The sequence below is a fragment of the Simplicispira psychrophila DSM 11588 genome (assembly GCF_000688255.1).
In the GTDB taxonomy this organism is placed as follows: Bacteria; Pseudomonadota; Gammaproteobacteria; order Burkholderiales; family Burkholderiaceae_C; genus Simplicispira; species Simplicispira psychrophila.
Genome location: NZ_JHYS01000022.1, coordinates 1 through 25629, shown reverse-complemented (window position 1 = coordinate 25629; position 25629 = coordinate 1). Strand labels below are relative to the sequence as shown.

Annotated in this window: 25 protein-coding genes, 1 tRNA gene and 2 pseudogenes; 11 read left to right on the top strand and 17 right to left on the bottom strand. The window is 59.2% G+C overall.

Annotated elements, in window-relative coordinates; translation table 11 throughout:
- Nucleotides 1–9 precede the first annotated feature (9 nt).
- Genes Q390_RS0115920 through Q390_RS0115905 form a run of 4 tightly spaced genes read right to left on the bottom strand, consistent with a single transcriptional unit; the run spans nucleotide 10 to nucleotide 4802 of the window.
- The gene (locus Q390_RS0115920) at nucleotides 10–1092 is read right to left on the bottom strand and encodes an ABC transporter permease (RefSeq protein ID WP_211250488.1); all 1083 of its coding nucleotides are present in this window, start codon (nucleotides 1090–1092) and stop codon (nucleotides 10–12) included.
- Nucleotides 1058–2092 carry an ABC transporter permease subunit gene (locus tag Q390_RS0115915; RefSeq protein WP_027996956.1) on the bottom strand — a complete coding sequence of 345 codons (1035 nt, stop codon included), beginning with the start codon at nucleotides 2090–2092 and terminating at the stop codon, nucleotides 1058–1060. Before Q390_RS0115915 ends, Q390_RS0115920 begins: the two co-directional genes overlap by 35 nt.
- Nucleotides 2093–2143: 51 nt before the next feature.
- A complete protein-coding gene (locus tag Q390_RS0115910) occupies nucleotides 2144–2938 on the bottom strand; it encodes a hypothetical protein (protein ID WP_027996955.1) in 795 nt (264 codons plus the stop codon).
- A 52-nt stretch (nucleotides 2939–2990) separates the two neighbouring features.
- Nucleotides 2991–4802: an extracellular solute-binding protein gene (locus tag Q390_RS0115905; protein ID WP_027996954.1), complete on the bottom strand. Its 1812-nt coding sequence runs from the start codon at nucleotides 4800–4802 to the stop codon at nucleotides 2991–2993.
- 90 nt (nucleotides 4803–4892) lie between these two features.
- Here Q390_RS0115905 and fabI point away from each other — a divergent pair, with 90 nt between their 5' ends.
- Together fabI and Q390_RS0115895 are read left to right on the top strand one after the other, a co-directional pair.
- Nucleotides 4893–5690, top strand: a complete 798-nt coding sequence (fabI, locus tag Q390_RS0115900) for an enoyl-ACP reductase FabI (RefSeq protein WP_027996953.1) — start codon at nucleotides 4893–4895, stop codon at nucleotides 5688–5690.
- A 141-nt stretch (nucleotides 5691–5831) separates the two neighbouring features.
- The gene (locus Q390_RS0115895) at nucleotides 5832–6698 is read left to right on the top strand and encodes a DNA ligase (protein WP_027996952.1); all 867 of its coding nucleotides are present in this window, start codon (nucleotides 5832–5834) and stop codon (nucleotides 6696–6698) included.
- Between the two features lie 13 nt (nucleotides 6699–6711).
- On the opposite strand, the gene Q390_RS0115890 is transcribed toward Q390_RS0115895, so the two are convergent.
- On the bottom strand, nucleotides 6712–9078 hold the full coding sequence (locus Q390_RS0115890) for an arginine/lysine/ornithine decarboxylase (protein WP_027996951.1): 2367 nt from the start codon (nucleotides 9076–9078) through the stop codon (nucleotides 6712–6714).
- Nucleotides 9079–9223: 145 nt separating this feature from the next.
- Between Q390_RS0115890 and Q390_RS0115885 the strand changes: the two genes are divergently transcribed.
- The 3 genes from Q390_RS0115885 to Q390_RS0115875 all read left to right on the top strand — a co-directional run bounded on the left by Q390_RS0115885 (nucleotide 9224) and on the right by Q390_RS0115875 (nucleotide 10790).
- The gene (locus Q390_RS0115885; protein WP_027996950.1) at nucleotides 9224–9649 is read left to right on the top strand and encodes an NfeD family protein; all 426 of its coding nucleotides are present in this window, start codon (nucleotides 9224–9226) and stop codon (nucleotides 9647–9649) included.
- Between the two features lie 38 nt (nucleotides 9650–9687).
- A complete protein-coding gene (locus Q390_RS0115880) occupies nucleotides 9688–10605 on the top strand; it encodes an SPFH domain-containing protein (RefSeq protein ID WP_027996949.1) in 918 nt (305 codons plus the stop codon).
- 95 nt (nucleotides 10606–10700) lie between these two features.
- Nucleotides 10701–10790: transfer RNA gene (locus Q390_RS0115875), tRNA-Ser, on the top strand.
- Between the two features lie 151 nt (nucleotides 10791–10941).
- Here the strand turns inward: Q390_RS0115875 and Q390_RS20585 are convergent.
- The 8 genes and pseudogenes from Q390_RS20585 to Q390_RS0115835 form a co-directional block, all read right to left on the bottom strand.
- A complete protein-coding gene (locus Q390_RS20585) occupies nucleotides 10942–11316 on the bottom strand; it encodes a transposase (RefSeq protein ID WP_084153962.1) in 375 nt (124 codons plus the stop codon).
- An 8-nt stretch (nucleotides 11317–11324) separates the two neighbouring features.
- A complete protein-coding gene (locus Q390_RS20580) occupies nucleotides 11325–11687 on the bottom strand; it encodes an IS5 family transposase (protein WP_027996947.1) in 363 nt (120 codons plus the stop codon).
- Between the two features lie 151 nt (nucleotides 11688–11838).
- Nucleotides 11839–12114: pseudogene (locus tag Q390_RS20200) on the bottom strand (M48 family metallopeptidase).
- On the bottom strand, nucleotides 12099–12365 hold the full coding sequence (locus Q390_RS20195; RefSeq protein ID WP_027996945.1) for a type I restriction-modification system subunit M N-terminal domain-containing protein: 267 nt from the start codon (nucleotides 12363–12365) through the stop codon (nucleotides 12099–12101). The pseudogene Q390_RS20200 and the gene Q390_RS20195 overlap by 16 nt, the downstream one beginning before the upstream one ends.
- A gap of 162 nt (nucleotides 12366–12527) precedes the next feature.
- Entirely contained in the window at nucleotides 12528–13436 is a 909-nt protein-coding gene (locus Q390_RS0115850; protein WP_027996944.1) for a pseudouridine synthase, read from the bottom strand.
- Nucleotides 13437–13492: 56 nt separating this feature from the next.
- Nucleotides 13493–14809, bottom strand: coding sequence for an HD-GYP domain-containing protein (locus Q390_RS0115845; protein ID WP_027996943.1), 1317 nt, complete (start codon nucleotides 14807–14809; stop codon nucleotides 13493–13495).
- 150 nt (nucleotides 14810–14959) lie between these two features.
- Nucleotides 14960–15598 (bottom strand): 3-oxoacid CoA-transferase subunit B, encoded by a 639-nt coding sequence (locus tag Q390_RS0115840; RefSeq protein ID WP_027996942.1) that lies wholly within the window; start codon nucleotides 15596–15598, stop codon nucleotides 14960–14962.
- Nucleotides 15599–15627: 29 nt separating this feature from the next.
- Nucleotides 15628–16332 (bottom strand): CoA transferase subunit A, encoded by a 705-nt coding sequence (locus tag Q390_RS0115835; RefSeq protein ID WP_027996941.1) that lies wholly within the window; start codon nucleotides 16330–16332, stop codon nucleotides 15628–15630.
- Between the two features lie 84 nt (nucleotides 16333–16416).
- Between Q390_RS0115835 and Q390_RS0115830 the strand changes: the two genes are divergently transcribed.
- The gene (locus Q390_RS0115830) at nucleotides 16417–16959 is read left to right on the top strand and encodes a PAS and helix-turn-helix domain-containing protein (protein ID WP_027996940.1); all 543 of its coding nucleotides are present in this window, start codon (nucleotides 16417–16419) and stop codon (nucleotides 16957–16959) included.
- Between the two features lie 479 nt (nucleotides 16960–17438).
- A complete protein-coding gene (locus Q390_RS0115825; RefSeq protein ID WP_027996939.1) occupies nucleotides 17439–18014 on the top strand; it encodes a peroxidase-related enzyme in 576 nt (191 codons plus the stop codon).
- Nucleotides 18015–18077: 63 nt separating this feature from the next.
- Here the strand turns inward: Q390_RS0115825 and Q390_RS0115820 are convergent, their stop codons facing one another.
- A complete protein-coding gene (locus Q390_RS0115820; protein ID WP_027996938.1) occupies nucleotides 18078–18500 on the bottom strand; it encodes an acyl-CoA thioesterase in 423 nt (140 codons plus the stop codon).
- Between the two features lie 187 nt (nucleotides 18501–18687).
- Here Q390_RS0115820 and Q390_RS0115815 point away from each other — a divergent pair, with 187 nt between their 5' ends.
- The 4 genes from Q390_RS0115815 (at nucleotide 18688) to Q390_RS0115800 (ending at nucleotide 23407) form a co-directional block, all read left to right on the top strand.
- On the top strand, nucleotides 18688–20394 hold the full coding sequence (locus Q390_RS0115815) for an electron transfer flavoprotein-ubiquinone oxidoreductase (RefSeq protein WP_027996937.1): 1707 nt from the start codon (nucleotides 18688–18690) through the stop codon (nucleotides 20392–20394).
- Nucleotides 20395–20618: 224 nt separating this feature from the next.
- A complete protein-coding gene (locus Q390_RS0115810) occupies nucleotides 20619–21584 on the top strand; it encodes an ABC transporter substrate-binding protein (RefSeq protein ID WP_027996936.1) in 966 nt (321 codons plus the stop codon).
- A gap of 100 nt (nucleotides 21585–21684) precedes the next feature.
- Nucleotides 21685–22572 (top strand): ABC transporter permease, encoded by an 888-nt coding sequence (locus tag Q390_RS0115805; RefSeq protein ID WP_027996935.1) that lies wholly within the window; start codon nucleotides 21685–21687, stop codon nucleotides 22570–22572.
- A 40-nt stretch (nucleotides 22573–22612) separates the two neighbouring features.
- Complete coding sequence (locus tag Q390_RS0115800; RefSeq protein WP_027996934.1) at nucleotides 22613–23407, top strand: ABC transporter ATP-binding protein; 795 nt, start codon at nucleotides 22613–22615, stop codon at nucleotides 23405–23407.
- Nucleotides 23408–23671: 264 nt separating this feature from the next.
- On the opposite strand, the gene Q390_RS0115795 is transcribed toward Q390_RS0115800, so the two are convergent.
- The 3 genes and pseudogenes from Q390_RS0115795 to Q390_RS20185 all read right to left on the bottom strand — a co-directional run.
- Nucleotides 23672–24130 (bottom strand): Lrp/AsnC family transcriptional regulator, encoded by a 459-nt coding sequence (locus tag Q390_RS0115795; protein ID WP_027996933.1) that lies wholly within the window; start codon nucleotides 24128–24130, stop codon nucleotides 23672–23674.
- Nucleotides 24131–24421: 291 nt separating this feature from the next.
- A complete protein-coding gene (locus Q390_RS20190; protein ID WP_211250457.1) occupies nucleotides 24422–25141 on the bottom strand; it encodes an RNA-guided endonuclease InsQ/TnpB family protein in 720 nt (239 codons plus the stop codon).
- Nucleotides 25138–25629, bottom strand: a pseudogene (locus tag Q390_RS20185) (hypothetical protein); the annotation flags it as partial. The gene Q390_RS20190 and the pseudogene Q390_RS20185, both read right to left, overlap by 4 nt.

Here is a 25629-nt window from a genome sequence, read left to right as displayed (position 1 = left end):
AAGTTCCATTCATCGCTCGGATTTGCGCGGGTCGAGCGCATCGCGCAGCGCGTCGCCCATGAAGGTCAGCAGCAGCAGCGTGACCACCAACACCGCAAAAGTGGACAGCGAAATCCACCACGCATCGATATTGTTTTTGCCTTGGCTGAGCAGCTCGCCCAAGCTGGGCGTGCCCGGCGGCACACCCAAGCCCAAAAAGTCCAGCGAGGTCAGCGCCAGGATGGCCGCGCTCATACGGAAAGGCAAAAACGTCACTACCGGCGTCAGGCTGTTGGGCAATATGTGGCGCCAGATGATTTGGCCGTTGCCCACGCCTAAAGCACGCGCCGCTTTGACGTAATCGAGCTGGCGGTTGCGCAAAAACTCGGCGCGCACGTAGTCCGACAGCCCCATCCAGCCAAACAGGCTCAGCAGCACCAGCAGCAGCGCAATGCTCGGCGCCAGCACCGCGCTGAAGATGATGAGCAGATACAGCTCCGGCATGGAGCCCCAAATTTCGATAAAGCGCTGAAACGCCAAATCGGTCTTGCCGCCAAAAAACCCCTGAATCGCCCCCGCCACCACGCCCAGCAACACGCCGGTAAACGTCAGCGCCAGTGCAAACAGCACGCTGACGCGAAAGCCGTAGAGCAATTGCGCCAGCAGGTCGCGCCCCCGGTCATCCGTGCCCAGCCAGTTGTCGAGCGACGGCGCCGACGGGTTGGGCGCTTTGGCAAAGTAGTTCAGCGTATTCGGCCCGTAGGGGTTGAGGGTGTAGAGCGCCCAGTTGCTGCCTTCGGTAATACGTTGCTTGATAAACGGATCGAGGTAGTCCGCCGGTGTCGCAAAGTCGCCGCCAAAGGTGGTCTCGGGGTAGTCCTTGAGCATCGGCCAATAGGTCTGGCCCTCGTAGCGCACCACCAGCGGCCGATCGTTGCTGACCAGCTCGGCGCACAGACTGAGCAGCACCAGCGCGCAAAAAGCCAGCAGGCTCCAATAACCCAGCCGGTTGCGCTTGAAACGCAGCCACGCGCGGCGGGAGGGGGAGAGAGAGGCGGGGGCGGACACAAGAGCGGAGTTAATCAAACTTGACACGCGGATCGACCCAGACATAGCAAAGATCGGACACCAGCTTTGTCACTAGCCCGATCAATGTGAACAAATCCAGCGTACCCAGCACCACCGGGTAGTCGCGGCGGATGACGCTTTCGTAACTCAGCAGCCCCAAGCCATCGAGCGAAAACAGCGTCTCAATCAACAGCGAGCCCGCAAAAAAAGCGCCAATAAACGCCGCCGGAAAGCCGGTGATGATGGGAATTAACGCGTTGCGGAACACGTGCTTCCACAGCACTTGGCGCTCGCTCAGGCCCTTGGCGCGGGCGGTGAGCACGTATTGCTTGCGGATTTCCTCCAGAAAAGCGTTCTTGGTCAGCATGGCGGTGACGGCAAAGCTACCCAGCACCATGGCAATGATCGGCAGGGTGATGTGCCACAAATAATCGACGATGCGCGCGCCCCAGCCTAGTTCGTCCCAGTTGCTCGATGTCAGGCCACGCAGCGGAAACCACTGCAACTGCCCGCCAAACACCACCAGCAGTGCCACGCCCAGCACAAAGCCCGGAATGGCGTAGCCGACCAAAATCAACAGCGTCGTCACCAGGTCGAAACGCGAGCCCGCGCGCACCGCTTTGGCGACACCCAGCGGTACGGCGACCAAATAGCTGATGAAAAATGTCCACATGCCGAGGCTGATGGAGACCGGCAGTTTTTCGCGAATCAACTGCCAAACGTCTTTGTTTTGAAAAAAACTGCGCCCCAAATCAAAGCGCGCGAACTGGCCGAGCATTTGGGCAAAGCGTTCATGCGCTGGTTTGTCGAAGCCGTAGAGCTGCTTGATTTGCTCCAGCCGTTTGGGGTCCACACCCTGCGCGCCGCGATAGGCCAGCCCGCCACCTTCAGCACCGCCACCACCGCTCGCGCCGGCCTTGGCCTCGGCCAAATACTGCTCCACCGGGCCACCGGGCACAAACTGCAGCACAACAAACGTCAGCAGCAGCACGCCCAGCAGGGTGGGAAGCATCAACAGGGTGCGTTTGAGGATGTAGGTAAACATGGATTCAAATCACTTTTACTGGCGTGAATTTGCAATGCAGCAAGCACACTTTCATATTGGAGGCACACCGCGCTGAATCAGCCGAAAAAGTCCCGATTCAATGGCACCGATAGTTCGGCCGGAAAATTCCGGATGGTCATTTTTGAATTGATCAAGCATGGAAACAAACAGCTCGTAGCCACTCGGGTTCATGTCGTACCCGAACGCGTCACTAATCAAAGAATCCAGCACTGGGTATTTATCTGGGAACAGCAGTCGTAAATGTTTGGACGCGTACGAAACACCCAATCCTTTGATCGCATCCCCCTCGGCAATCACAGATTTGATATCGCTCTGGTCAGCAGCGTGTGCAAACCAGTCTCTTAATGCATCGCGCAACCAAGTGCAGTCCATATCTCCCATTTCCTTGCAGTGGCGCTGCAGGTTGCCCCACACCCGGTGCCCTGTCGAACCGCCCCACTCACAAACTTGCTGACATATGGAGAGGGTATCGCCACGCTCAAGGCACTGGGCCAGCCTAACTTCGAGCTTGTTAATGTCTTCAGAATGTGCGAGCAACTCAATGGAACTATTAAGCGCATCTGCACTGAATTTGACACCCCGAAAATTCAGCGTGCGTGAAGACATGAGAAATCCCGTATCTGGCTGGTAATCTGAAGTCACGCGCCACACACTATCCTGACAATAAAACGGCTCGGAATGCTTGAATTCGGCCCCTAATGCATAGGCGTACTTGTCCAGCTCAACCTTGAACCACCTCTTCACAGGCCTTGGCAGGTAATCAACGTTAGCTCCAGTTTCCACAATAGATTGAGCGAAGTTTTTATTGAAAATATAAGCTTGCATTTTTTCCTTGGAATTGTGTGATGACCGCTGAAAATTATGGGTATCAACGCTTCTATGGCCCGGGTGGATTTTTAGCCCACCACATATCAATCACCCACGTCTCCCCCGGCGAATACGGCGGCACGCTGGCGGGGCGTTCTAAGCGCCACGCGTCATAGACCATGCGGTGCGTCGGCGCAGTCCACTGCGGAATCAGGTAGTGGCCGTGGGCAATCGCACGGTCGAGGGCGTGGCAGGCGGGCAGTAGCTGCGCTTCAGTCTTGGCGGTAGTCAGGGCGGTGATGAAAGCATCGACTGCCGGGTTCTTAACGCCGGCAAAGTTGCCTGAATCCTCGGTGTCGGCGGCTTTGCTGCCAAACAGGTCGGCAAACTCTTGGCCGGGGTTGTTGGTGCCGCCATAGGCAATGCTGGTGATGTCGAAGTCAAAGTTTTGCAGGCGCTGCTGGTAGAGCGCAAAGTCCACCGAGCGAAAACGCAGCGCGATACCCAGCTTTTCCAGGTTGCGCATCCACGGCGCTACGGTGCGCACGCCGCCTTCGTTGCTGTCCATGTATTCCAGCACCAGCGCTTGACCGGCGGCGTTGTGCAGCACGCCGTCTTGCACGCGCCAGCCGGCATCGTGCAGCAGTTGCTGGGCGCGGCGCAGGTTGGCGCGCAGGGAAGACGGCGGGTCGGTGCTGGGCGGCACGGTCATGGGGCCGAAGGCGGATGCCGGCAAGTCCTTGCGCCACGGCTCCATCAGCGCCAGCTCTTGCGGCGACGGCAGGCCGTGCGTTTCGCAGGCGGTGTTGCCAAACAAGCCGTTCACGCGCTGGTAGGCGCCGTAAAACATCTGCCGGTTCATCCATTCAAAATCGACCGCCAGCCCGAGCGCCTCGCGCACGCGCACGTCTTGCAGCAGCGGCCGGCGGGTGTTGAACACATAGCTTTGAAAGCCCGACGGCAGCTTGTGCTGGAACTCACCCTTGACCAGTTCACCGGTGTTGAACTTCTTGCCATTCACGCGCCGCGCCCAGTCGCCGGCGCTGAAAAAACGCATCAGGTCGAATTCGCCGGCTTTGAGCGCTTCCAGCCGCGCGGTGGCGTCTTTGTAAATTTTGACGGTGATGCGGTCGAAGTTGGCCGTGCCCCGACGCACGTTCAGGTCGCGCGCCCAGTAGTTCGGGTCGCGCACATAGGTGATGTCCTTGCCAAAGCGCACCGGGCCGATTTTGTACGGGCCGCTGCCCAATGGCTCGTCCACCACCACTTGGTCGAAAGACTTCGCTTTGCCGTCCTCCACGCCCCAGTCGCGGCTGAAGACCGGCAGGCCGCCGACGGTCAGCGGCAGTTCGCGGTTGGGTTTCTTGAAACGATAGCGCACGGTACGGTCGTCCAGCACATCCACACCGGCGACGTCGATCAGCATGGTTTTGTAGGCCGGCGAGGTGAACGGGCCGACCAGCGTGTCGTAGCTGAATTTGACGTCCTGCGCCAGTACCGGCTTACCGTGGTGAAAGCGCGCCTGCGGCCGCAGGCGGAAGGTGGCTGACAGGCCGTCCGGCGCCACCTCCACGTCCTGCGCCAGCAGGCCGTAGCCGGCGGCGGTTTCATCCAGCGAGCCGGTCAGCAGGGTGTCAAACAGCAGCTGCGACAAATAGGCCGGCGCGCTGCCTTTGATGGTGAACGGGTTGTATTTATCGAAGGTCGAGGCGCGCGAATTACTCACCAAACGCAACTCGCCACCCTTAGGGGCGGCGGCGTTGACGTAGTCAAAGTGTGCAAAGCCCGCCGGGTACTTGAGCGTGCCCCACAGCGCGTAGCCGTGCGCTGCCCAGGCCGGCAAGGCGCACAGCGCCCAACAACAGATCATGAAAAACCGCATGCGACAATTCTGCACCAGCTTCCAACACCTTTGACTGGCGCCTGCGTACGGGTGCCAGTGTCACCATCCAACATCGTTCAGGAGAAAAAAATGGGTTTCCTTACCGGCAAAAAACTGCTGCTCACCGGCGTACTGTCCAACCGTTCCATCGCCTACGGCATTGCCAAGGCCTGCCACGCGCAAGGCGCCGAATTGGCATTCAGCTACGTCGGCGAGCGCTTCAAAGACCGCATCACCGGTTTTGCCGCTGAATTTGATTCCACGCTGGTGTTTGACTGCGACGTGGCCAGCGACGAGCAGATCGAGCGCATGTTCAGCGATCTGTCGCAGACCTGGCCGAAGATCGACGGTTTCGTCCACGCCATCGGCTTTGCCCCGCGCGAGGCGATTGGCGGCGATTTTCTGGAAGGCCTGTCGCGCGAGGGTTTCCGCATTGCCCACGACATCAGTGCCTACAGCTTCCCGGCCATGGCCAAGGCCGCCCTGCCCTACCTGAACGACAAATCGGCGCTGCTGACGCTGTCGTACTTGGGCGCCTTGCGCACCATCCCCAACTACAACACCATGGGTCTGGCCAAAGCCAGCCTGGAAGCCAGCGTACGCTACTTGGCCGAGTCGCTCGGCCCGCGCGGTATGCGCGTCAACGGCATCAGCGCCGGCCCGATCAAGACGCTGGCCGCCAGCGGCATCAAGGACTTTGGCAAGCTGCTGGGCATGGTGGCCGGCGCCTCACCGCTGCGCCGCAACGTAACGATTGAGGACGTCGGCAACGTCGCGGCGTTCCTGCTTTCCAATCTGGCCAGCGGCGTCACCGCTGAAATCACCTATGTCGATGGCGGCTTCAGCCAGACCGCCGGCATCAGCGGCGACAGCGAAGCACTGGCCTGAGGTTGGAATTGTCGGGTTACGCCCTACGGGCCAACCCAACGCAGGCCAGACTCCCACCTGGCACACTTGCAAAATATCTATAAAAACCAGCTCTAGCGATTACACAGCAAGCGCCAGCAGCTATTAAAAAGTGCGTTAACCATGCTCCACCGCCGCCGCGTCTTGACCCTGTTGACTTTGGCCGCGTGGGGCATTGGTGTTTCTGCCACCGCTGCCGACGCCCCCGCGCTGCTGCTGGCCCAGGTCTATCGCCCCGGCCTGGATTTGCAGGACTACTGGGTCAGCGAAAAGTACGACGGTGTGCGCGGCTACTGGGACGGCAGGGCGCTGTGGACGCGCGGGGGCGAAACCATCAACGCCCCGATCTGGTTCACCGCCGATTGGCCCCGCACAGCGCTGGACGGCGAACTGTGGACCGGGCGCGGCCAGTTTGCACAGGCCCAATCCACCGTGCGCCAAGCCAGCGCCGGGGACAGTGCATGGCGACAGATGCGTTTCATGGTGTTTGACCTGCCCGCGCATCCTGGCAGCTTTGACGAGCGTTTACCCGTCCTGCAAGCCACGGTCGCACGCATCGGCCAACCCTGGGTGGTCGCAGTGGCGCAGCAGCGCGTCGCCAATGATGCGGCGCTGCAAGCCCTGTTACAGCGCACCGTGCGCGCTGGCGGCGAGGGGCTGATGCTGCACCGGGGCAGCTCGCTGTACCGCGCCGGGCGCAGCGACGATCTCATCAAGGTCAAAACGCACGACGACGCCGAAGCGCGGGTGGTGGCGCACCTGCCCGGCCAAGGCAAGCACGCCGGCCGGCTGGGCGCGCTGCTGGTGGAAATGCCCAACGGCCAGCGCTTCAAGCTGGGCACGGGCCTGAGCGATGCCGAGCGCAACGCACCGCCGGCGGTGGGCAGTTGGGTGACTTACCGCTTTCGCGGCACGCATGACAGCGGTCTGCCACGCTTTGCCAGCTTTGTGCGGCTGCGGCTAGACATGCCAGACAGGCCAGTGCAGTAACAGCGCCGCCCCCTCAGACGTTGCGCCCAAATGGGCCGCTGTCGCCCACCTGCACCAGATTGTCTGCCGTAGCCAGTGGCTCAGCATCCTGCTCGGCCTTGCTGCGCGCCACACAATCGGCGTAGTAGCTGACATTGCCGTTTTCGTCCTCCAACTCCACCAAGCCGTGGATATCGGTCTCAAACCCAGGACTGAGCGCAGCAAACTCGCGTGCAAATTTGAGGTAATCAACGATGCGCTTGTTGAACACCTCGCCCGGCACCAGCAGCGGAATGCCCGGTGGGTACGGCGTGATCAGGCCGACGGTGATGCGCCCTTCCAGCTCGTCGATGGGCACACGCTCGGTCTTGCGCTGCGCAATGTGGGCGTAGGCGTCGCTCGGCTTCATGGCCGGCGTCAGGTCAGACAGATAGATTTCCGTCGTCAGGCGCGCAATGTCGTATTGGGCGTACAACTGGTGGACGTGCTGGCACATATCGCGCAAACCCAGTCGCTGGTAGCGGCGGTGGCTCTGGCAAAACTCCGGCATGGCGCGTGACATCGGCTGGTTCTTCTCGTAATCGTCCTTGAACTGCTGCAACGCCGTCAGCAGCGTGTTCCAGCGGCCCTTGGTGATGCCGATGGTGAACATGATGAAGAAGCTATAGAGGCCGGTTTTTTCGACCACCACGCCGTGCTCAGCCAAGTATTTGGTAACGATGGAGGCCGGAATGCCGGTCTTATCGAACTTGCCATCCAGACTCAGGCCGGGCGTGACGATGGTTGACTTGATCGGATCGAGCATATTGAAGCCGTCGGCCAGCGGGCCAAAGCCATGCCACTTGTTGCCATTTTTCTTGCCCTTTTTATCGGCACGGATGATCCAGTCCTCGGCGCGGCCCAGGCCCTCGTCCACCAGTTTCTCTGGGCCCCAAACCTTGAACCACCAGTCGTCTTTGCCAAATTCGTCTTCAATCTGGCGCATGGCACGGCGAAAGTCCAGCGCTTCCAGAATGCTTTCTTCCACCAGCGCAGTGCCGCCGGGCGGCTCCATCATCGCGGCGGCCACGTCGCAACTGGCAATGATGCTGTACTGCGGCGAGGTTGAGGTGTGCATCAAATACGCCTCGTTGAACAGATGGCGGTCGAGCTTTTCGGTCTGCGAATCCTGCACCAGCACATGGCTGGCCTGGCTGATACCAGCCAGCAGCTTATGGATCGACTGCGTGGCATAGGTCACCGAATGCTTGGGGCGCACGCGTTTTTTGCCCATGGCGTGGTAGCTGCCGTAGAACGGGTGAAACGCCGCGTGCGGCAGCCAGGCCTCGTCAAAGTGCAGGTTGTCCACGTAGCCGTCGAGCATGCCTTTGATGGTCTCGGTGTTGTAGAGCACGCCGTCGTAGGTCGATTGCGTCAGCGTCAGCACGCGCGGCTTCACTTTGCTGACATCCACGCCTTTCAGCAGCGGATTGGCGGCAATCTTGGCGCGGATGGTGTCCGGCTCAAATTCACTTTGCGGAATCGGGCCAATGATGCCGAAATGGTTGCGCGTGGGCTTCAAAAACACCGGCACCGCGCCGGTCATGATGATGGCGTGCAGGATGGATTTGTGGCAGTTGCGATCGACCACCACCACATCGCCCGGAGCCACGGTGTGGTGCCAGACAATTTTGTTGGAGGTACTGGTGCCGTTGGTGACAAAAAAGCAGTGATCGGCATTGAAGATGCGCGCCGCGTTGCGCTCGCTCTCGCCAATCGCGCCGTTGTGGTCCAGCAACTGGCCCAGCTCTTCGACCGCGTTGCACACGTCGGCGCGCAGCATGTTCTCGCCATAAAACTGGTGGTACATCTGGCCGACCGGGCTCTTCAAAAACGCCACGCCGCCCGAGTGACCCGGGCAGTGCCACGAGTACGAGCCGTCCTCAGCGTAGTCCAGCAGCGCTTTGAAGAACGGCGGCTGCACGCTCTCCAGATAGCTCTTGGCTTCGCGGATGATGTGCTTGGCGACAAACTCGGGCGTGTCCTCAAACATATGGATGAAGCCGTGCAGCTCGCGCAAGATGTCGTTGGGCAGGTGGCGGCTGGTTTTGGTCTCGCCGTAGATGTAAATCGGTACATCGGCGTTCTTGCGCCGCACCTCGTTAATGAAGCTGCGCAGGCTGTGCACGATCGGATCTTGTCCGGCGCCCAGCGTGAACTCTTCATCGTCAATCGACAAAATAAACGCACTGGCACGGCTTTGCTGCTGCGCAAACTGCGACAAGTCGCCGTAGCTGGTGACGCCCAGCACTTCAAAGCCCTCAGTCTCAATCGCCTGGGCCAGCGCACGGATGCCCAGGCCCGAGGTATTTTCTGAGCGATAGTCCTCATCGATGATGATGATGGGAAAGCGAAACTTCATACGTAGCCTCCGTGCCAGCGTGCTTTGCCCGGCTAAAAAACAAAATAGGCGCGAAGTGTACGGAATAACTCCCCCTGCCTTGGGGCGCGCTGCCTTTATGTCCCAGAATGTGGCGCACTACAGACAAACCCTGAAGGAGAGAGATATGGAGGAATCCACCCTCTGGTGGCTATTGGCCGGTGCGACTGTGGGCATGGAGTTGATGCTCGGCACGTTTTACCTGCTGATGGTCGCTGTCGGCTTGGCCGCAGCCGCAGTGGCCGCACATGTGGGGATGCCGATGCCCGGGCAAATCGTGACGGCAGCACTGGTGGGCGGCGGTGCGGTGGTAGTGTGGTATTTCATCAAAAAGAAACGCCCCGGCGATCCTTCGCCCCGTGCTGACCGCAGCGTCAACCTGGACGTGGGCGAAACGCTATTAATCGAAAGCTGGAACCCCGATGGCACCGCCACCGTGCAATACCGCGGCGCTGCCTGGACAGCCATCCACCGCCCTGGCGTACACCCTTCCACCGGCATGCACCGCGTCGCCGAACTGGTGGGCAACCGTCTACTGGTCGATCCGCTGTAAATCTCTGCTGATCTCCTCAAACTCCTGAAAGGCTTCCCATGGAAATCGCTCTCGTCATCTTCGTCATTGCCGTGATCTTCATTGCACGCTCGGTCAAGGTCGTGCCCCAGCAAAACGCCTGGGTCAAGGAGCGCCTGGGTAAATACGCCGGCACCCTCAGCCCCGGGCTGAATTTTCTCGTCCCCTTCATCGACCGCGTCGCCTACAAGCACAGCCTGAAAGAAATTCCGCTCGACGTACCCAGTCAGGTCTGTATCACCCGCGACAACACCCAGTTGCAAGTCGATGGCGTGCTGTACTTCCAGGTCACCGACCCGATGCGCGCCAGCTATGGGTCGAGCAACTACATCATGGCCATCACCCAGCTGGCGCAAACCTCGCTGCGCAGCGTGATTGGCAAGTTGGAGCTGGACAAAACCTTTGAAGAGCGCGGCATCATCAACGCCCAGGTGGTGCAAGCGATTGACGAAGCTGCCCTGAACTGGGGTGTCAAAGTGCTGCGCTACGAAATCAAAGACCTGACGCCACCCGCTGAAATCCTGCGCTCGATGCAAGCGCAAATCACCGCCGAGCGCGAAAAGCGTGCCTTGATCGCCGCCTCCGAAGGCCGCCGCCAAGAGCAAATCAACATCGCCACCGGAGAGCGCGAAGCCTTCATTGCCCGCTCAGAGGGCGAAAAGCAGGCCGCCATCAACAACGCCCAAGGCCAAGCTGCCGCCATCCTGACGGTGGCCAGCGCCACTGCCCAAGCCATCGAGCGCGTAGCACTGGCCATCGCACAGCCCGGTGGTGAGCAAGCCGTACAGCTCAAAGTCGCTGAAAAAGCCATCGACGCCTACGGCAAAGTTGCCGCCGACGCGACCACCACCCTCATCGTGCCCAGCAACATGACCGAGGTGTCAGCGTTGATTGGCTCAGCGATGAAGATGGTGCAGACCCAGCAAACCGCTCGCTGAACGCGCTGAAGGGATGCGCACTACAATTCTTTATGGGATATCTGGGAGCCAGTGGGAGAAAACACCTTGAAAGCGCTGCTACAATAGTAGGCTTAGGAGAGGTGGATGAGTGGTTTAAGTCGCACGCCTGGAAAGCGTGTGTGGGTTTATCCCCACCGCGGGTTCGAATCCCGCCTTCTCCGCCATATATAACCCCAAGTGATTGATTCACTTGGGGTTTTTTGTTTGGCGAGTCATTAAATACGTCCTAGGGCGTGTTATTGAAGTTAATGGAGCCATTTCATGGCGCCAGCAAAACGCTGGCCGCTTTGGTCGGCCCGGTGCGTGTTATTGAAGTTAATGGAGCCATTTCATGGCGCCTACCAAGTAGACGATGCTGAGAAAGCGGGTATTGAGCTTCTCATAGCGCATTGCCACTCTTCGGTAGACTTTCATGCTTTGACGCAGGTTCTCCACCAAATGACGCGCCCGGTACTTCAGCGCATCAAACGCTCGTTTTTCTTTGCGATTGGCCTTGGGTGGAATGACCACCTCCATGCCTTTGTCCATCGCCTCCTGCACGATGGCATCACTGTCGTAGGCTTTATCGGCCAGTAGCTGCTGCCCCGCCAAGCCCTGGATCAACCCTATCAATTCAACTGTGTCGGAAGTATTGCCGGGCGTTAACTTGAAGCGCAAAGGATTGCCCAAGGCATCGCATACCGCATGGATTTTGGTGTTCAGCCCACCGCGAGAGACGCCAATTGCTTAAGGACCATTTTTTTTTGAGCCCCGGCAGACGCCTGGTGTGCCTTGCAAGAAGTCCCATCCACCCTCAATTGCTCGTGATCGGGCTCTTGCAACGCCAGAAACAGCGCATTGAAATGCCCCCGCTCGCTCCAGCGGGCAAAGCGCTGGTACACCTGTGCCCATGCACCCAGATGTGCAGGCAGATCACGCCAAGGAGAACCTGTTTTAGCGATCCAGAGAACGCCATCAATAAACAGACGGTCATTGCGTCCAGGCCGACCCAGAACAGGGGGAAGATGGGCAGACATGCGCTCCCATTGCTTATCGCTCAGAGCATGGTGCTGTTGTGTCATTGGAAATCCTCAAAAATGAGGCTTCATTTGAACATGACTTCAATAACAGGCCCTAGTTCATACTCTTCACAACCTGCAGTTCTAGTTTTTGATAAGTTTATGAACCGGGTGAAGCCCAGATGCCAAGGCGTTGGCGACGGTGGTGCAGGTTTCAGTAGCCCCAATGCTCATGTGCCAGCAGTGTGCTGTTGAGCAGTTTGCGGCGTTGTGGCCAGTCGGGCATATGTTGATCCATGAGCGCGGTAAAGCGCTCGTTTTGACGGCGCTCTATGAGGTGGATCAGCTCATGCAGCACGATCTATTCCAAGCACTGCACCGGCTTCTTGGCCAGCTCCAGGTTCAACCAAATGCGCCGGGCATCCACATTGCATGAGCCCCATTTGGTTTTCATCTTTTTGATGCCCCAGTGGGCTACCTGAACGCCCAGCTTGGCCCACCAGCTTGTTGATCTTGTCGCCGATTTCTTTGTCGTTTTTTGAGCGCCACCATGTCGGCAAAGCTGCCGCCAGCGGGCACTTCAATCAGCGCGTCCGGGTTGCCGGCGTATTTGTCGGAGACGTATTTAACGAACAGCAGCACCAGCACATAGTCTTTGTACTGGCTGGCATCCATGCCGCCGCGCAGCTCGTCGCAGGACTTCCAGAGGGATGCATAAAGTTCAGATTTTTTGAGGGCCATGCGGGACAGTGGCGGAGTGTTTTGGGGGCGTGATGGCAAACAAGCGATGCCGCAAAATGCTGGCATCTTTTAATTTGATAGCTACTAGCGCACGTATTTAAACAGTTTTAAGCTGTTTTTACTCTCAAACCTAATAGATACGTGCACTAGCAGCTATTATTTTTACAGCGGCAGCAACTGGCGCTGACTCTCAAAGTAGCGCGCCTGCCCCGTCAGCGGGTCGGTAAACGCCAGCGAGCGCGCCAGCAGTTGCAGTGGGCGCGAGAAGTCACCTTCGGGCGGGTCGTTCAACTCGGGATAGAAAGCATCGTTGCGCAGTGGCAGTCCCAGCGCTGCCATGTGAACGCGCAACTGGTGGCGCTTGCCGGTGACGGGCGCGAGGCGGTAGCGGGCCCAGGGACCGAGTACTTGTTGTACCTCGATGCGGGTCAAGGTATTGGACGTACCCGGTACCTCTTGCATACGAAAAAACTGCTCACTTTCGACCATGCGGCTGCGGTGCTCGCGTGGAAACGCCAGGTCGGTGCGCCAGGGCGCCACCGCTTCGTAGTGCTTGGTGATGTGGTGGTCGCGAAACAGGCTGTGATAGGCGCCGCGGGTTCTGGGCTGCACAGAAAAAAGCACCAGTCCGGCGGTGTCCCGGTCAATGCGATGCAAGGGCACCAGATCGGCCAAACCCAGGCGCTGCTTGAGACGCACCAGCAGGGTGTGCTGCAGGTACGGGCCCGACGGCGTGACTGGCATGAAATGCGGTTTGTCGGCCACCAGCAGATGCTCGTCCTGGTAGAGAATAGTTTCCAGAAACGGCAGCGCGGGCTCGGCGGGCAGGCTGCGGTAGTAATACAGGCGCAGGCCGCGCTCAAAGGCGCGCCCAGGTGTGACCAGCGCTCCGCGCTCGTCCACCACGTCGCCTGCAGCCATGCGCTGGAGCCATTCTTCCTGGCCCACACCGGGCAGACGATGTAGCAAAAAATCGAGCATCGTGCCCTCGCCTTGGTGCGGCAGCGCCACGCAACTGGGGCTGACACCGTTGCGCATCGGTAAAAGAAGGGACAAGGGGGCATGGTGCATGGCAAGGCATTTTAGGCAGCCACTGCCCTGCTGCTTCGCAGAGGCCCGCCGGGGCGCTACATCGGCCTATGTACCTTCTCGCACCACTGCGCCGCAACCACATCCGCCGGGTGCGTACGCTCTAGGCTGGCAGGCCAACGGCGCTGGCCTGCATTGACGATGTTTTGCAACTGCCACAAGGCTTCGCGCCAGACCACGGCGATCTCGGCCAGACCGGCGTCATCGCCTTGCAATTGCTCGATGACGACACTTTGCTGATCAGGGTGGGCACCAGCCTCGGCCAGGACTTTGGCCAAGGCGCGCAAACGAACGTCAACGAAACCTAGCAAGTTATTGCCGCCCTGGGCCATCGCCTGCGCCAGAGCAGGCTCGGGGACACTCTGTTTAGCACTTTCCCACAGGGCAAACGCCTGTCCCAGTGAATCGATGTAACGCGAGGCATCGGCGCCCAGCGGCGCCAGATCGGCATCCGGAGAGCGCTCTTTGTTGTGCAACAACACCAGCACCTGAGCGCTGAGATCGGCCGGAAATTTACGGTAGTTCAGTCGCAGCACCAAGGCCAGTTGCTGCGCTGGGGTATCGGGGTATTTGTCATAAAACGCCGTCACCACCTCAGACAACAAAAGAATGCGGCCCAACGGCGAGATCTGCTCCCCCATCAGGCTGCGCGGGTAGCCGGTGCCATCCAGGCGCTCGTGGTGCTCCATGACGGCCACTTCCACGGCACGCGGATACACCTGGGCATCGCGCACCATCAGCATGGCCGTGATGGGATGGGCCACCAAGTGCTTGCGCTCGGCGCCAGTCATGGTGTGCTGGGGGTCAAGCCAAGCCGAATCCATGTGCAGCACCCCAATATCGTGCAGCAGCGCAGCGGCCGCCAAGGCCACACGCTGGTCCTCTTTCAATCCCGACTGGATACCCAGAAAACCCGCCACCAGCACCATCAGCACGCTGTGCTGGAACAGATCCGGGCGCTGCTCGCGCATCACGGTCAATTTAAAGGCCATGGAAGCGGGCAAAGGCATCGCCTGCAGCGGCGCCAGCAGCGCTTGTGCCGAGCCCATCTTCTGCACCAGCAACCGGGCCAGCGGCGCACTATCGGTCAACGCCAGCGCAGCAGCAAGCAGGCATTCGGTATTGACTGCGCCCTCCACCGACAGATGGCTGTCGATGGGTTCGCGCAATTTGTGTTGCACCAACCGATCGTACAAGTGGCCGTTAATTTGCACGCCTTTATCGACCAGTTTGATGCCGTTATCGGTATAGATGGCATCTTGTGCCACCACAGCGCACTGCTGCGCCATGTCTGTCACGGCACGCAGGTAATGGGAGCTTTCAGGAGCGCTGGTCGAGGCAAGAATATCGTTCATGCAGTAAGAACAAAGACAAACCAGACAAATATACGGTGTGTCGGGATAAAGGGCATCAAAAATTCCTGCTGGACCGATGCCCTGGACCGACTGCCCCATAGCAAAGGCCCGCACAAGCGGGCCTCTGAAAGTACGGGAACGCGCGCCAGCTCAGTGCAGCAAGGTTACGCCGGTTTTAGCCTGTAGTGCCTCAAAGCTCACGCCCGGGGCCAGTTCAATGACCTTCAAGCCTTCAGGCGTGACATCCATCACGGCCAGGTCGGTGATGATCCGATCAACCACGCCCACACCCGTCAGCGGCAACGTACAGGCAGGCAGGATTTTCATATCTTCGGTGCCATCTTTTTTGCGTGCCACATGCTCCATCAGCACGATGACGCGCTTGACGCCCGCAACCAGATCCATCGCGCCGCCCATGCCCTTGACCATTTTTCCGGGGATCATCCAGTTGGCCAGATCGCCCTTTTCGCTGACCTGCATGGCGCCCAGGATGGACAGGTTGATCTTGCCGCCACGGATCATGGCAAAGCTGTCGTGGCTGCCGAAAATAGACGACCCTTTGAGGGTAGTGACGGTCTGTTTGCCGGCGTTGATCAGGTCGGCATCCACCTGGTCTTCCGTCGGGAACGGGCCAATGCCGAGCATGCCATTCTCGGACTGCAGCCACACTTCCTTGTCGCCCGTGAAATTGGCCACCAGCGTGGGGATGCCAATGCCCAGGTTGACGTAAAAACCGTCTTCCAACTCTTGCGCCGCGCGTGCGGCCATCTGGTCCTGTGTCCAAGCCATGGTGTGTTCTCCTGTGCTGCCGCGCAAAATTAAGATTTAGTTTCGGTCAAAGTGCGCTTTTCAATGCGCTTTTCCGGATGCGGGTTGTGCACAATGCGGTGCACATAAATACCCGGCAGATGCACTTCATCGGGGACCATGTCGCCGGTCTCGACAATTTCTTCCACCTCGACGATGCACATCTTGCCGGCCATGGCAGCGGCCGGGTTGAAGTTGCGCGCCGTCAGGCGAAACTGCAAATTGCCAGATTTGTCGGCGCGGTGCGCCTTGACCAGCGCCACCTCCGGCACCAGTGCGCGCTCCATGACGTAGGTTTCGCCGTCAAATTCGCGCAATTCCTTACCCTCGGCCACCAGAGTACCCACACCAGTCTTGGTAAAGAAAGCCGGAATGCCCGCACCGCCCGCGCGCAGCTTCTCGGCCAGCGTGCCCTGGGGGGTGAACTCCAGCTCCAGTTCGCCCGCCAGGTATTGGCGCTCGAACTCCTTGTTCTCGCCGACATAGCTGGAAATCATCTTTTTGATCTGGCGCGTTTCCAGCAACTTGCCCAGGCCAAAGCCATCGACACCCGCATTGTTGGAAATCACCGTCAGATTTTTGACGCCCGAGTCGCGCAGCGCATCAATCAAGGCCTCGGGAATGCCACACAGCCCGAAACCGCCCACAGCCAAAAGCTGGCCGTCTGCAACCACGCCCTGCAGGGCTGCGGCTGCCGAGGGAAACACTTTGTTCACAACAGTCTCCTTGAAATTTAATATCTTGAAGATACTACGTAATACATTACGTAGTTATCCCTAAAGAATTGCACTAACTTCATGATCGATGTTGACTACCGGCAGGCTTTTGATATGGCCCCCGTGGGTTTGGTGCTCTCGCGCAACCGCACCATGATCGATTGCAACCGCCAAGTATGCGAAATGTTCGGCGCCTCGCGCGAAGTGTTGCTAGGCCAATCGTTCCAGATTTTGTACCCTAGCCCGGACGAATACGAGCGCCTGGGTGCGCACATGGCGCCCATTTTGAACATCAAGGGCTACTACTCCGATGACCGCATCATGAAACGCGCCAACAACGAGATGTTTTGGTGCCATGTCTCGGGGCGCGCCCTGAACCGTGATGCACCGCACGCCTCGGGCATCTGGAGCTTTGAAGACCTCAGTTCACAGCGTGTCGTCAAGGCCGAACTGACCGGGCGCGAACGTGAAGTGGCAGCCCGCCTGCTACAGGGCATGACCTCCAAAGAGATCGGCAAAGCCCTCTTGATCAGCCACCGCACCGTTGAAATTTACCGCGCTCGCCTGATGCGCAAATACAGCGCCTCCACGGCAGCCGACCTGGTGCACAAGTTGATCGCCGGCTGAAACAGCTGCCACGCGCACCGCTCTGAAGCATCGGGGCTATCAGCGTCTTGTGAAAACAATCGCTTTGCGCTGGCCATCAAGACACCACCACAGACAATGAATCCACCTCTCCATAGTGCTTGACTCGCCTCACACAAGGAAAAAAGCTGGCCCATTTCCACCCCGAAATGATCCCTGAGCGCCGCATGCACGCCAAGGGCTCACCCACTTACAACTTCATCAATGCGCAAAACGAGTCGCGCACTGCACCCAAGCGGACTCGGCCTACGGCGCCGGCGTGGCTGCGGCCATTGACGCCTTTCGGGCTGGCAAGCTGTAAATAATCCAGCCAGCGCCGACCACCCCCCCCCGCGCCGCCCGGCCCGGGGCGTTTTTCATCGGCCACACAGACGACGCGAACCCTGCATCAGAGGGTTATGCTGTGCAACTTCCGCCCTCAAAGCGCCGACCAAAGCGCGTCCACAAGGAGACCTAGATCGATGTCCACTCGCTACCCCTTCCCTGATCTGAACAGCCTGCCGCAAGATATCCGCGAGCGCATTCTGCAAGTGCAGGAAAAAGCCGGTTTTATACCCAACGTCTTCCTCGCTTTTGCCCGTCGCCCCGCAGAATGGCACGCCTTCTTTGCCTACCACGACGCGCTGATGCTGAGAGAAGAAGGCTCGCTGACCAAGGGCGATCGCGAGATGATCGTCACCGCCACCAGCGCTGCCAACCAGTGCCTGTACTGCGTGGTGGCGCACGGTGCCATCTTGCGCATCTACGAGAAAAAGCCCTTCGTCGCCGATCAGGTAGCCGTGAACTACCACAAGGCCGACATCACGCCGCGCCAACGCGCCATGCTCGACTTCGCCATGAAGGTCTGCCAAAGCGCGCACGCCTTGGGCGAAGCCGACTTTGCCGCCCTGCAGGCGCACGGCTTTGACGACGAAGACGCTTGGGACATCGCCGCCATCACCGCCTTCTTTGGCCTGTCCAACCGCATGGCCAGCTTTGCCGACATGCAGCCCAACCCCGAGTTCTATCTCATGGGCCGCATACCACGGCAGAAATGAATTTCTATTTTGATAGCTTATAGCGCTTACTCAGTAAGCGTTTCAAGCTTTTTTAACCTGAAATCAGGGAGTGACCAAAGCCCGGATGCCGGCTGGCAGATCGACCGCTTTTTGCTGCTGAAAATCGACCCAGATGGTGGTGGCGCCGCCGGCGGCGCTGATCACGCCAGGCTGGTCCACACGCTCCAGCGTGCACCAGGTCTCAAACGTGGTGCGCTGCGGATCGCTGACATACATCTTCACCAGCACGTCTGCCGGATATTCCAGCTGTTTGTAGAAATTACAGAACGCATTCACGATGACTGGCCCGTGGCCCTTGGGATCGGGAACAGCGCCAATGGCGGACAGCCACTCGATACGCGCCGTTTCCATGTAGCGAAAATAGACCGTATTGTTGACATGCCCCATGGCGTCCATATCGCCCCAACGGACGGGCATCACCATCTCAAATGCAAATTTCTTGACTTCAGGTATTTCGATTTTCATACGCTCACCACTGGTAAATACAAACACTCTCAACGCTGCGGCAGCACTGCAGCGCAGCACGCACAAAAATAGAACGCGCGTTCCATTGTCTCTTACCCACTGAATACAATCAGTCGCCCGTCTGACAGGGCTTGCGCGCTCTGTTCGTAAAGAATCACCCCATCCTCCCATACCTGACGAGAAGCCCATGACCCACGAAGAAATCCTTGCCCAATACGGCCCGCGCGAAGCCATGGAATACGACGTGGTCGTCGTCGGCGGCGGCCCCGCCGGCCTGTCCACCGCCATTCGCCTCAAGCAACTGGCAGCCAAAAACGGCCAGGAGGTCTCGGTGGTGGTGCTGGAAAAAGGCTCCGAGCCCGGCGCGCACACCCTCTCGGGCGCCATCATGGATCCCAAGGCTTTGAGCGAGCTGATCCCCAACTGGAAAGAACTCGGTGCCCCGCTGAACCAGCCGGTCACCGACGACGCCATGGTGTTTCTGGGCGAAAAATCGTCCTTTCGCACGCCCAATTTTGTCTTGCCCCAGTGCTTTCAGAACCATGGCAACTACATCGTCAGCCTGGGCAATGTCACGCGCTGGCTGGCCGAGCAGGCCGAAGGCCTGGGCGTGGAAATTTTCCCCGGCTTTGCCGCCGCGGAAGTGCTCTACAACGAGGACGGCAGCGTCAAGGGCGTGGCCACCGGCAATATGGGCGTCAACCGCGAGAGCGAGCCCACCGGCGACTTTCAGCTGGGAATGGAGTTGCACGCCAAATACACCATCTTTGCCGAAGGTTCGCGCGGCAGCCTAGGCCGCCAGCTGATCGCCCGCTTCAAGCTGGACGACGGCTGCGATCCGCAGGCTTATGGCCTGGGCATCAAAGAGCTGTGGGAGATCGACCCGCAGCGCCACCAGCCCGGCTTTGTACTGCACACCGCTGGCTGGCCGATGAACAGCGATACCTACGGCGGCGCATTTCTGTACCACATGGAAGACAACAAGGTCACGTTGGGTTTCATCACCGGTCTGGACTACAGCAACCCCTACCTCAGCCCGTTTGAGGAAATGCAGCGCTGGAAGACGCACCCCAATATCCGCTGGTACCTCGAAGGCGACGCCGCCAAGGGCATCAAACCGGCCAAGCGGCTGGGCTACGGCGCCCGCGCCCTGACCGCCGGCGGCCTGATGTCGCTGCCCAAGACCGTGTTCCCCGGTGGCGCACTGGTCGGCTGCGAAGCCGGCTACATGAACGTCAGCCGCATCAAGGGCAGCCACGCTGCCATCAAGACCGGCATGTTGGCCGCTGAAGCCGCCTACGACGCCCTGCAGGCAGGACGCCAGCACGACGAATTGAGCGCCTACCCGCGCGCATTCGAGAACAGCTGGCTGCACACCGAGCTGAACAAGAGCCGCAACTTCAAGTCATGGTTCAAAAAAGGCCTCACCACAGCCACGCTGATGAACGGTATCGAGCAGTTCGTGCTCAAGGGCAACATGCCCTGGACACTGCGCCGCGACAAGCCCGATTACGCCTGCCTCAAGCCGGCGGCCGAATGCCAGCCCATCGTCTATCCCAAACCCGATGGCAAGCTGACCTTTGATCGGCTGTCGAGCGTGTTCATCAGCAACACCAACCACGCCGAAGACCAGCCGATTCATCTGACACTCAAGGATGCCACCGTGCCGGTGCGCATCAATCTGGCCCAATTTGCCGGCCCCGAAGCGCGCTACTGCCCGGCGGGCGTGTACGAATTTGTGCCCGATGAAGCCCAGGGCGGCAATGCCCAGCGCCTGCAGATCAACGCACAAAACTGCGTGCACTGCAAAACCTGCGACATCAAGGACCCGACACAGAACATCGTCTGGGTCACGCCCGAAGGTGGCGGTGGGCCGAACTACTCGGGCATGTAAAGCAAAAACAAGAGCTGAAAGCGCTTGCAGCGTAAGCGATGCAGGCGCTTTTGATTCAATTTTTTCGGGTTAAAAACCTTTTTTCGGCCTCTGCCAACACAGCCGAACGCTTGAGTGAAAAAACGCCGGGGCTGCAGTAGACTTCGCCGCGAGGCCGTGCGAGTGTCCTGCGCCGGCCTTGTCAGAGCAACACAGGCAAACACAACATATCGGTTGGAGAACAAATGAAGCAAATGTCTTGGGCCCCTCTGGGCGCACTGGCCTTGGCCATGGCGGCCATCGCTCCTGTTCACGCACAGCAAAAATCGGTGGCCGTCACGGCCATCGTGGAACATCCAGCCCTGGATGCGGTGCGCGACGGCGTGCAGGCAGCACTGAAGGAAGCCGGTTTTGAATCGGGCAAAAACCTGAAGTGGCAATACCAGAGCGCCCAGGGCAATACCGGCACAGCAGCGCAGATCGCGCGCAAGTTCATTGGCGACAAGCCCGACGCCATCGTTGCCATCGCCACACCCTCGGCCCAGGCCGTGATCGCTGCGACCAAGAACGTGCCGGTGGTGTTTTCCGCCGTGACCGACCCGGTCGCCGCCAAGCTGGTGCCCAGCTGGGAGCCCTCTAAAACCAACGTGACCGGCGTGTCGGATCTGCTGGCACTCGACAAGCAAATGGATCTGGTCAAGCAAGTGGTGCCCAACGCCAAGCGCATCGGCATGGTGTACAACCCCGGCGAGGCCAACTCGGTGGTGGTGGTGAAAGAAATGCAAAAACTGCTGCCCACCCTAGGCATGACGCTGGTGGAAGCCGCCGCACCGCGTTCGGTGGACGTCGGCAGCGCCGCACGCAGCCTGATCGGCAAGGTCGATGTGATCTACACCAACACCGACAACAACGTGGTGTCGGCCTATGAAGCGCTGGTCAAGGTCGGCCAGGAAGCCAAAATTCCGCTCATCGCTTCGGACACCGACAGCGTCAAGCGCGGCGCCATTGCCGCTTTTGGCATCAACTACCGCGACCTGGGCGAGCAGACCGGCCGCATGGTAGCGCGCATCCTGAAGGGCGAAAAGCCGGGCGACATCAAGCCCGAAGTCAGCACCAAGATGGAGCTGTTCGTGAACCCCGGCGCCGCTGAAAAGCAAGGCGTGAAGCTGTCTGACGCGCTGATCAAGTCGGCCGCACAAGTCATTCAATAAGACAGCGACCCTTTGGGGCAACGCCTGGCGCGCTGCCCCCCGGCAGGAGGCCTGTCACACAGACGCTCCTGCTTTCCTTTCTTCTCTTTGTTGGCCGTCCATGTCTCTTTTTTCTCTGCTCGGCGCCATTGAAATCGGCCTGATCTTCAGTCTGGTGGCGCTGGGCGTGTTCATCTCGTTCCGGCTGCTGCGCTTTCCCGATCTGACGGTGGACGGCAGTTTTCCGCTCGGTGGCGCCGTCTGCGCCATCCTCATTTCCCACGGTACCAATCCCTGGCTGGCCACGCTGGCGGCCACCGCAGCCGGCGCTGTCGCCGGCCTGCTGACCGGCTGGCTGAACGTCAAACTGAAAATCATGGACTTGCTGGCCAGCATCTTGATGATGATTGCGCTGTACTCCATCAACTTGCGCGTCATGGGCGGGCCGAACGTACCGCTGATCAACGACCCCACTTTGTTCACCCTGCTGCAGCCCGAGGGCATGGACGACTACATTGCCCGGCCCTTGCTGCTGCTGGTCATCGTGATGGCCGCCAAGCTGCTGCTGGACTGGTTTTTCTCGACCGAGCGCGGTCTGGCGATTCGCGCCACCGGCTCCAATGCCCGCATGGCGCGCTCCCAGGGCGTCAACACCGGCGCCATGGTGCTGCTGGGCATGGCCATTTCCAACGCCCTGGTCGGCTTGGCCGGTGCGCTGTTTGCGCAGACGCAGGGCGGCTCGGACATTTCGATGGGTATTGGCACCATCGTGATTGGCCTGGCAGCCGTCATCGTTGGCGAGAGCATCCTGCCGTCACGCCGCATCATCTACGCCACGCTGGCGGTGGTCATTGGCGCTATCGTTTACCGCTTCTTCATTGCCATGGCGCTGAACAGCGACTTCATTGGCCTCAAGGCCCAAGACCTGAATCTGGTCACCGCCTTGCTGGTCATCGTTGCACTCGTGATTCCGCAACTCAAAAAACGCCTCACCCGCCGCCGCGCCTGAGCGCCACTCGACTACTGCACGATTAACGCCTGACCACGCCATGCTGAGCGCCCAACAACTCGAACTCACCTTCAACCCCGGCACGCCGATTGAAATGCGCGCCCTGCGCGGCATGTCGCTGGAGATTCCCACCGGCCAATTCGTCACCGTCATTGGCTCCAACGGCGCGGGCAAATCGACTTTTCTCAACGCCATCTCCGGCGACCAATCGGTCGATAAAGGCAGCATCTCTATCGACGGCTTGGATGTCACGCGCCAGCCGGTGTGGGCGCGTTCGCAGCGCGTGGCACGGGTGTTTCAAGACCCGATGGCCGGCACCTGCGAAGACCTGACGATCGAAGAAAACATGGCGCTGGCACAAGAACGCGGCGCCAAGCGCGGTCTGCGCAGCGCCGTCAAAGCGTCCTTGCGCGACACCTTCCGCGAGCGGCTGTCCACGCTGGGTTTGGGACTGGAAAACCGCTTGACCGACCGCATCGGCCTGCTCTCAGGCGGCCAGCGCCAAGCTGTCAGCCTGCTGATGGCGGCGTTGCAGCCGTCGCGCATCCTGTTGCTGGACGAGCACACCGCCGCCCTCGACCCACGCACGGCAGACTTTGTGCTGCAACTGACGGCGCGCATCGTCGCGGAAAACAAACTGACCACCATGATGGTCACGCACAGCATGAGGCAAGCGCTGGACGTCGGCGAGCGCACCGTGATGCTGCACCAGGGCCAGGTGGTGCTGGACGTCTCGGGCGAAGAGCGCCAGCGCATGGACGTGCCCGACCTGCTGCACATGTTTGAAAAAGTGCGCGGCGAAAAGCTGTCGGACGATGCGCTTCTACTGAGTTGATGACCAAAAAATAATCAAAATTAATAGCTAATAGCGCACGCATCTATTGGGCTAGAGGCTAATTTGGCTGTTATTTTGCGCCGCGCAGCGCGGTTTTAGCCGCCAGTTGGGTGGAGTACCACCCAACCTACGGTGCAAATTTATACTGTTTTTGGCTTCTAGCCCTTTAAATACATGCGCTAGCAGCTATTAATTGTGATGCACGGCATTCGTAGGTTGGGTGGTACTCAACCCAACATCTGTCTCAGCCAGCGCGAAAGCGCTCTAAGAGACAAACAGCGGCAAGTCGGCTTTTTTCAGCGTGCGCAGCACAAAGCTGGAGCGGCTGTGGCGGATGCCCTTGATTTGGTAGAGCTGCTCACGCAGCAGGCGCTCGTAGTCGCGCGTGTCTTTGACGACCACGCGCAGCAGGTAGTCGTAGTCACCCGATACCAGGTGCGCCTCGATCACCTCGGGAATGCTGGCCAGCGTTTCGCCAAACTTCTCCAGCGTGTTGTCCGAGTGGCTGTCCAGTGTCACCTGCACCAGCACGGTGTCGGCCAAGTCCAGCGCCTGCGGGTTCAGGCGCACGGTGTAGCCCTCAATCACGCCGGACTCCTCCATCTTCTTGATGCGCCCCCAGCACGGCGACGGGCTCAAGCCAACGGCCTGGCCGATCTCTTGCAAGCTGGCGCGGGCATTGGCCTGCAACACGGAGAGAATTTTTCTATCAAGGCGATCCATATGCGCCAATTATTTACCGAATCACCTATTTACAGAATAATTTTCTGCCAATGGGCTAAATTAGCAGAAATTCAGCAAATTCATCTGCACCTGTGCCGGCATACTTCTCTACATCAAAGCGCTTTATCCAAGCGCTACGCACTGACAGACCCCCGGCTGGTTACCCCTGGCCCGGGGCCTCTGGCAAATTCCACACACGCTCCCTGCAACTCTCCTTCACTCTCCATGTATCCGTGCCGCGACCCGCCGCACGCGCGGGAATCTACTTGACATCCTCCCCTTGCAAATCGCCTAAGCGACTTGGAAGGGGATGCCTCCATCCAGAGGGCTATGTCCAGCCCCGGTGATCGAGCTTGCACCCACCACCTCATTCATTGCAGCTTCAACGGCTCTCGCCTCCCCTGCAATGGAAATTTGGCAAAACCCCAAGTCAGCCATGAGAGCCAGACCCCTTGCCAAGATATTCTTGGCCGCATTTGTGTCCCGGTCATGCTGCGCACCACAGGCACTGCACGACCACTCGCGCACTGCCAAATCGGCCAAGCCCTTGGGGCCGGTACGCGCATGGCACACACAACACTCTTGCGTGCAATAGCTTTCATTGATTTCATCGAACCATACAGCCGCGTTATCGCATTTGTACTTCAGCATGGTTCTGAATGCGCACCAGCCTGCATCCAAAACGCTTTTGGCCATCTTGGTTTTTGCCAGCCCAGCAGCATTCACGTCACCGACAAATATCGCTCCATTCTCTTTAGCCAGACGGGTACTGAGTTTGTGCAGAAAGTCTTTTCTACGGTTAGCAATTTGCGCGTGGATCGCCTGGACCCGCTTTTTGTCATTTGCCCGCTGTGCAGTCGCCAATTGAACTTCAGCACCCTGATAGATTTGTCGTGCTTCAATCTTCTCGCCATCTGAGAAACTCGCAAAATTTTTTAGCCCCAGGTCGATGCCGACCGAGCTGGTGCCCGTTGATGCTGCAGGCTTTTTCACGTCCACAGTGATGTTCATATACCAGCGGCCCCGCGCGCCCTCACAGAAGCTACCCGAGCGCAAGCTGTAGTCTTTGAGGCCATAGCTGTCCCACAAAGACAAAGCCACACCCTGATAGTGAACTTGGCCATTTTTGTAGCGCAGGGCGACTGCCTTGAGGTGTATTGGGCCATGTCGTAGGCCGACATGAATTTGCCTGTGCGATGAAGCACCTGCAAGGCCAAGTCTTGCGAATAGTTCCAGACCATGTTCACTTCCCGGCTTTGCGCCAGAAGGAGGTAGGCGTGTTTGTCTTTGATCCGCAGCCACAACACTTTGGTCGTCACGCCCAATGCGGCTTGGCGCTGGGCGGACTTGGATAGACGTGTTTTGACGGACTGCATGGCATGAAGTGTAGAAAAAAACAGACCGCTGTAGCAGCGGCCACGCCTTATATCCCCGCGCAAGTGCGTCGGCTTCGCCTTTGGGCCGTTGCGGCCAGCGCACTTGGACGGGGTTTTACGGCG

Excerpts from the sequence above, each read along its gene's own strand:
- Q390_RS0115920 (WP_211250488.1), bottom strand. The coding sequence starts at position 1,092 with ATGTCTGGGTCGATCCGCGTGTCAAGTTTGATTAACTCCGCTCTTGTG.
- Q390_RS0115915 (WP_027996956.1), bottom strand. The coding sequence starts at position 2,092 with ATGTTTACCTACATCCTCAAACGCACCCTGTTGATGCTTCCCACCCTG.
- Q390_RS0115910 (WP_027996955.1), bottom strand. The coding sequence starts at position 2,938 with ATGCAAGCTTATATTTTCAATAAAAACTTCGCTCAATCTATTGTGGAA.
- Q390_RS0115905 (WP_027996954.1), bottom strand. The coding sequence starts at position 4,802 with ATGCGGTTTTTCATGATCTGTTGTTGGGCGCTGTGCGCCTTGCCGGCC.
- fabI (WP_027996953.1), top strand. The coding sequence starts at position 4,893 with ATGGGTTTCCTTACCGGCAAAAAACTGCTGCTCACCGGCGTACTGTCC.
- Q390_RS0115895 (WP_027996952.1), top strand. The coding sequence starts at position 5,832 with ATGCTCCACCGCCGCCGCGTCTTGACCCTGTTGACTTTGGCCGCGTGG.
- Q390_RS0115890 (WP_027996951.1), bottom strand. The coding sequence starts at position 9,078 with ATGAAGTTTCGCTTTCCCATCATCATCATCGATGAGGACTATCGCTCA.
- Q390_RS0115885 (WP_027996950.1), top strand. The coding sequence starts at position 9,224 with ATGGAGGAATCCACCCTCTGGTGGCTATTGGCCGGTGCGACTGTGGGC.
- Q390_RS0115880 (WP_027996949.1), top strand. The coding sequence starts at position 9,688 with ATGGAAATCGCTCTCGTCATCTTCGTCATTGCCGTGATCTTCATTGCA.
- Q390_RS20580 (WP_027996947.1), bottom strand. The coding sequence starts at position 11,687 with ATGACACAACAGCACCATGCTCTGAGCGATAAGCAATGGGAGCGCATG.
- Q390_RS20195 (WP_027996945.1), bottom strand. The coding sequence starts at position 12,365 with ATGGCCCTCAAAAAATCTGAACTTTATGCATCCCTCTGGAAGTCCTGC.
- Q390_RS0115850 (WP_027996944.1), bottom strand. The coding sequence starts at position 13,436 with ATGCACCATGCCCCCTTGTCCCTTCTTTTACCGATGCGCAACGGTGTC.
- Q390_RS0115845 (WP_027996943.1), bottom strand. The coding sequence starts at position 14,809 with ATGAACGATATTCTTGCCTCGACCAGCGCTCCTGAAAGCTCCCATTAC.
- Q390_RS0115840 (WP_027996942.1), bottom strand. The coding sequence starts at position 15,598 with ATGGCTTGGACACAGGACCAGATGGCCGCACGCGCGGCGCAAGAGTTG.
- Q390_RS0115825 (WP_027996939.1), top strand. The coding sequence starts at position 17,439 with ATGTCCACTCGCTACCCCTTCCCTGATCTGAACAGCCTGCCGCAAGAT.
- Q390_RS0115820 (WP_027996938.1), bottom strand. The coding sequence starts at position 18,500 with ATGAAAATCGAAATACCTGAAGTCAAGAAATTTGCATTTGAGATGGTG.
- Q390_RS0115815 (WP_027996937.1), top strand. The coding sequence starts at position 18,688 with ATGACCCACGAAGAAATCCTTGCCCAATACGGCCCGCGCGAAGCCATG.
- Q390_RS0115810 (WP_027996936.1), top strand. The coding sequence starts at position 20,619 with ATGAAGCAAATGTCTTGGGCCCCTCTGGGCGCACTGGCCTTGGCCATG.
- Q390_RS0115805 (WP_027996935.1), top strand. The coding sequence starts at position 21,685 with ATGTCTCTTTTTTCTCTGCTCGGCGCCATTGAAATCGGCCTGATCTTC.
- Q390_RS0115800 (WP_027996934.1), top strand. The coding sequence starts at position 22,613 with ATGCTGAGCGCCCAACAACTCGAACTCACCTTCAACCCCGGCACGCCG.
- Q390_RS0115795 (WP_027996933.1), bottom strand. The coding sequence starts at position 24,130 with ATGGATCGCCTTGATAGAAAAATTCTCTCCGTGTTGCAGGCCAATGCC.
- Q390_RS20190 (WP_211250457.1), bottom strand. The coding sequence starts at position 25,141 with ATGAACATCACTGTGGACGTGAAAAAGCCTGCAGCATCAACGGGCACC.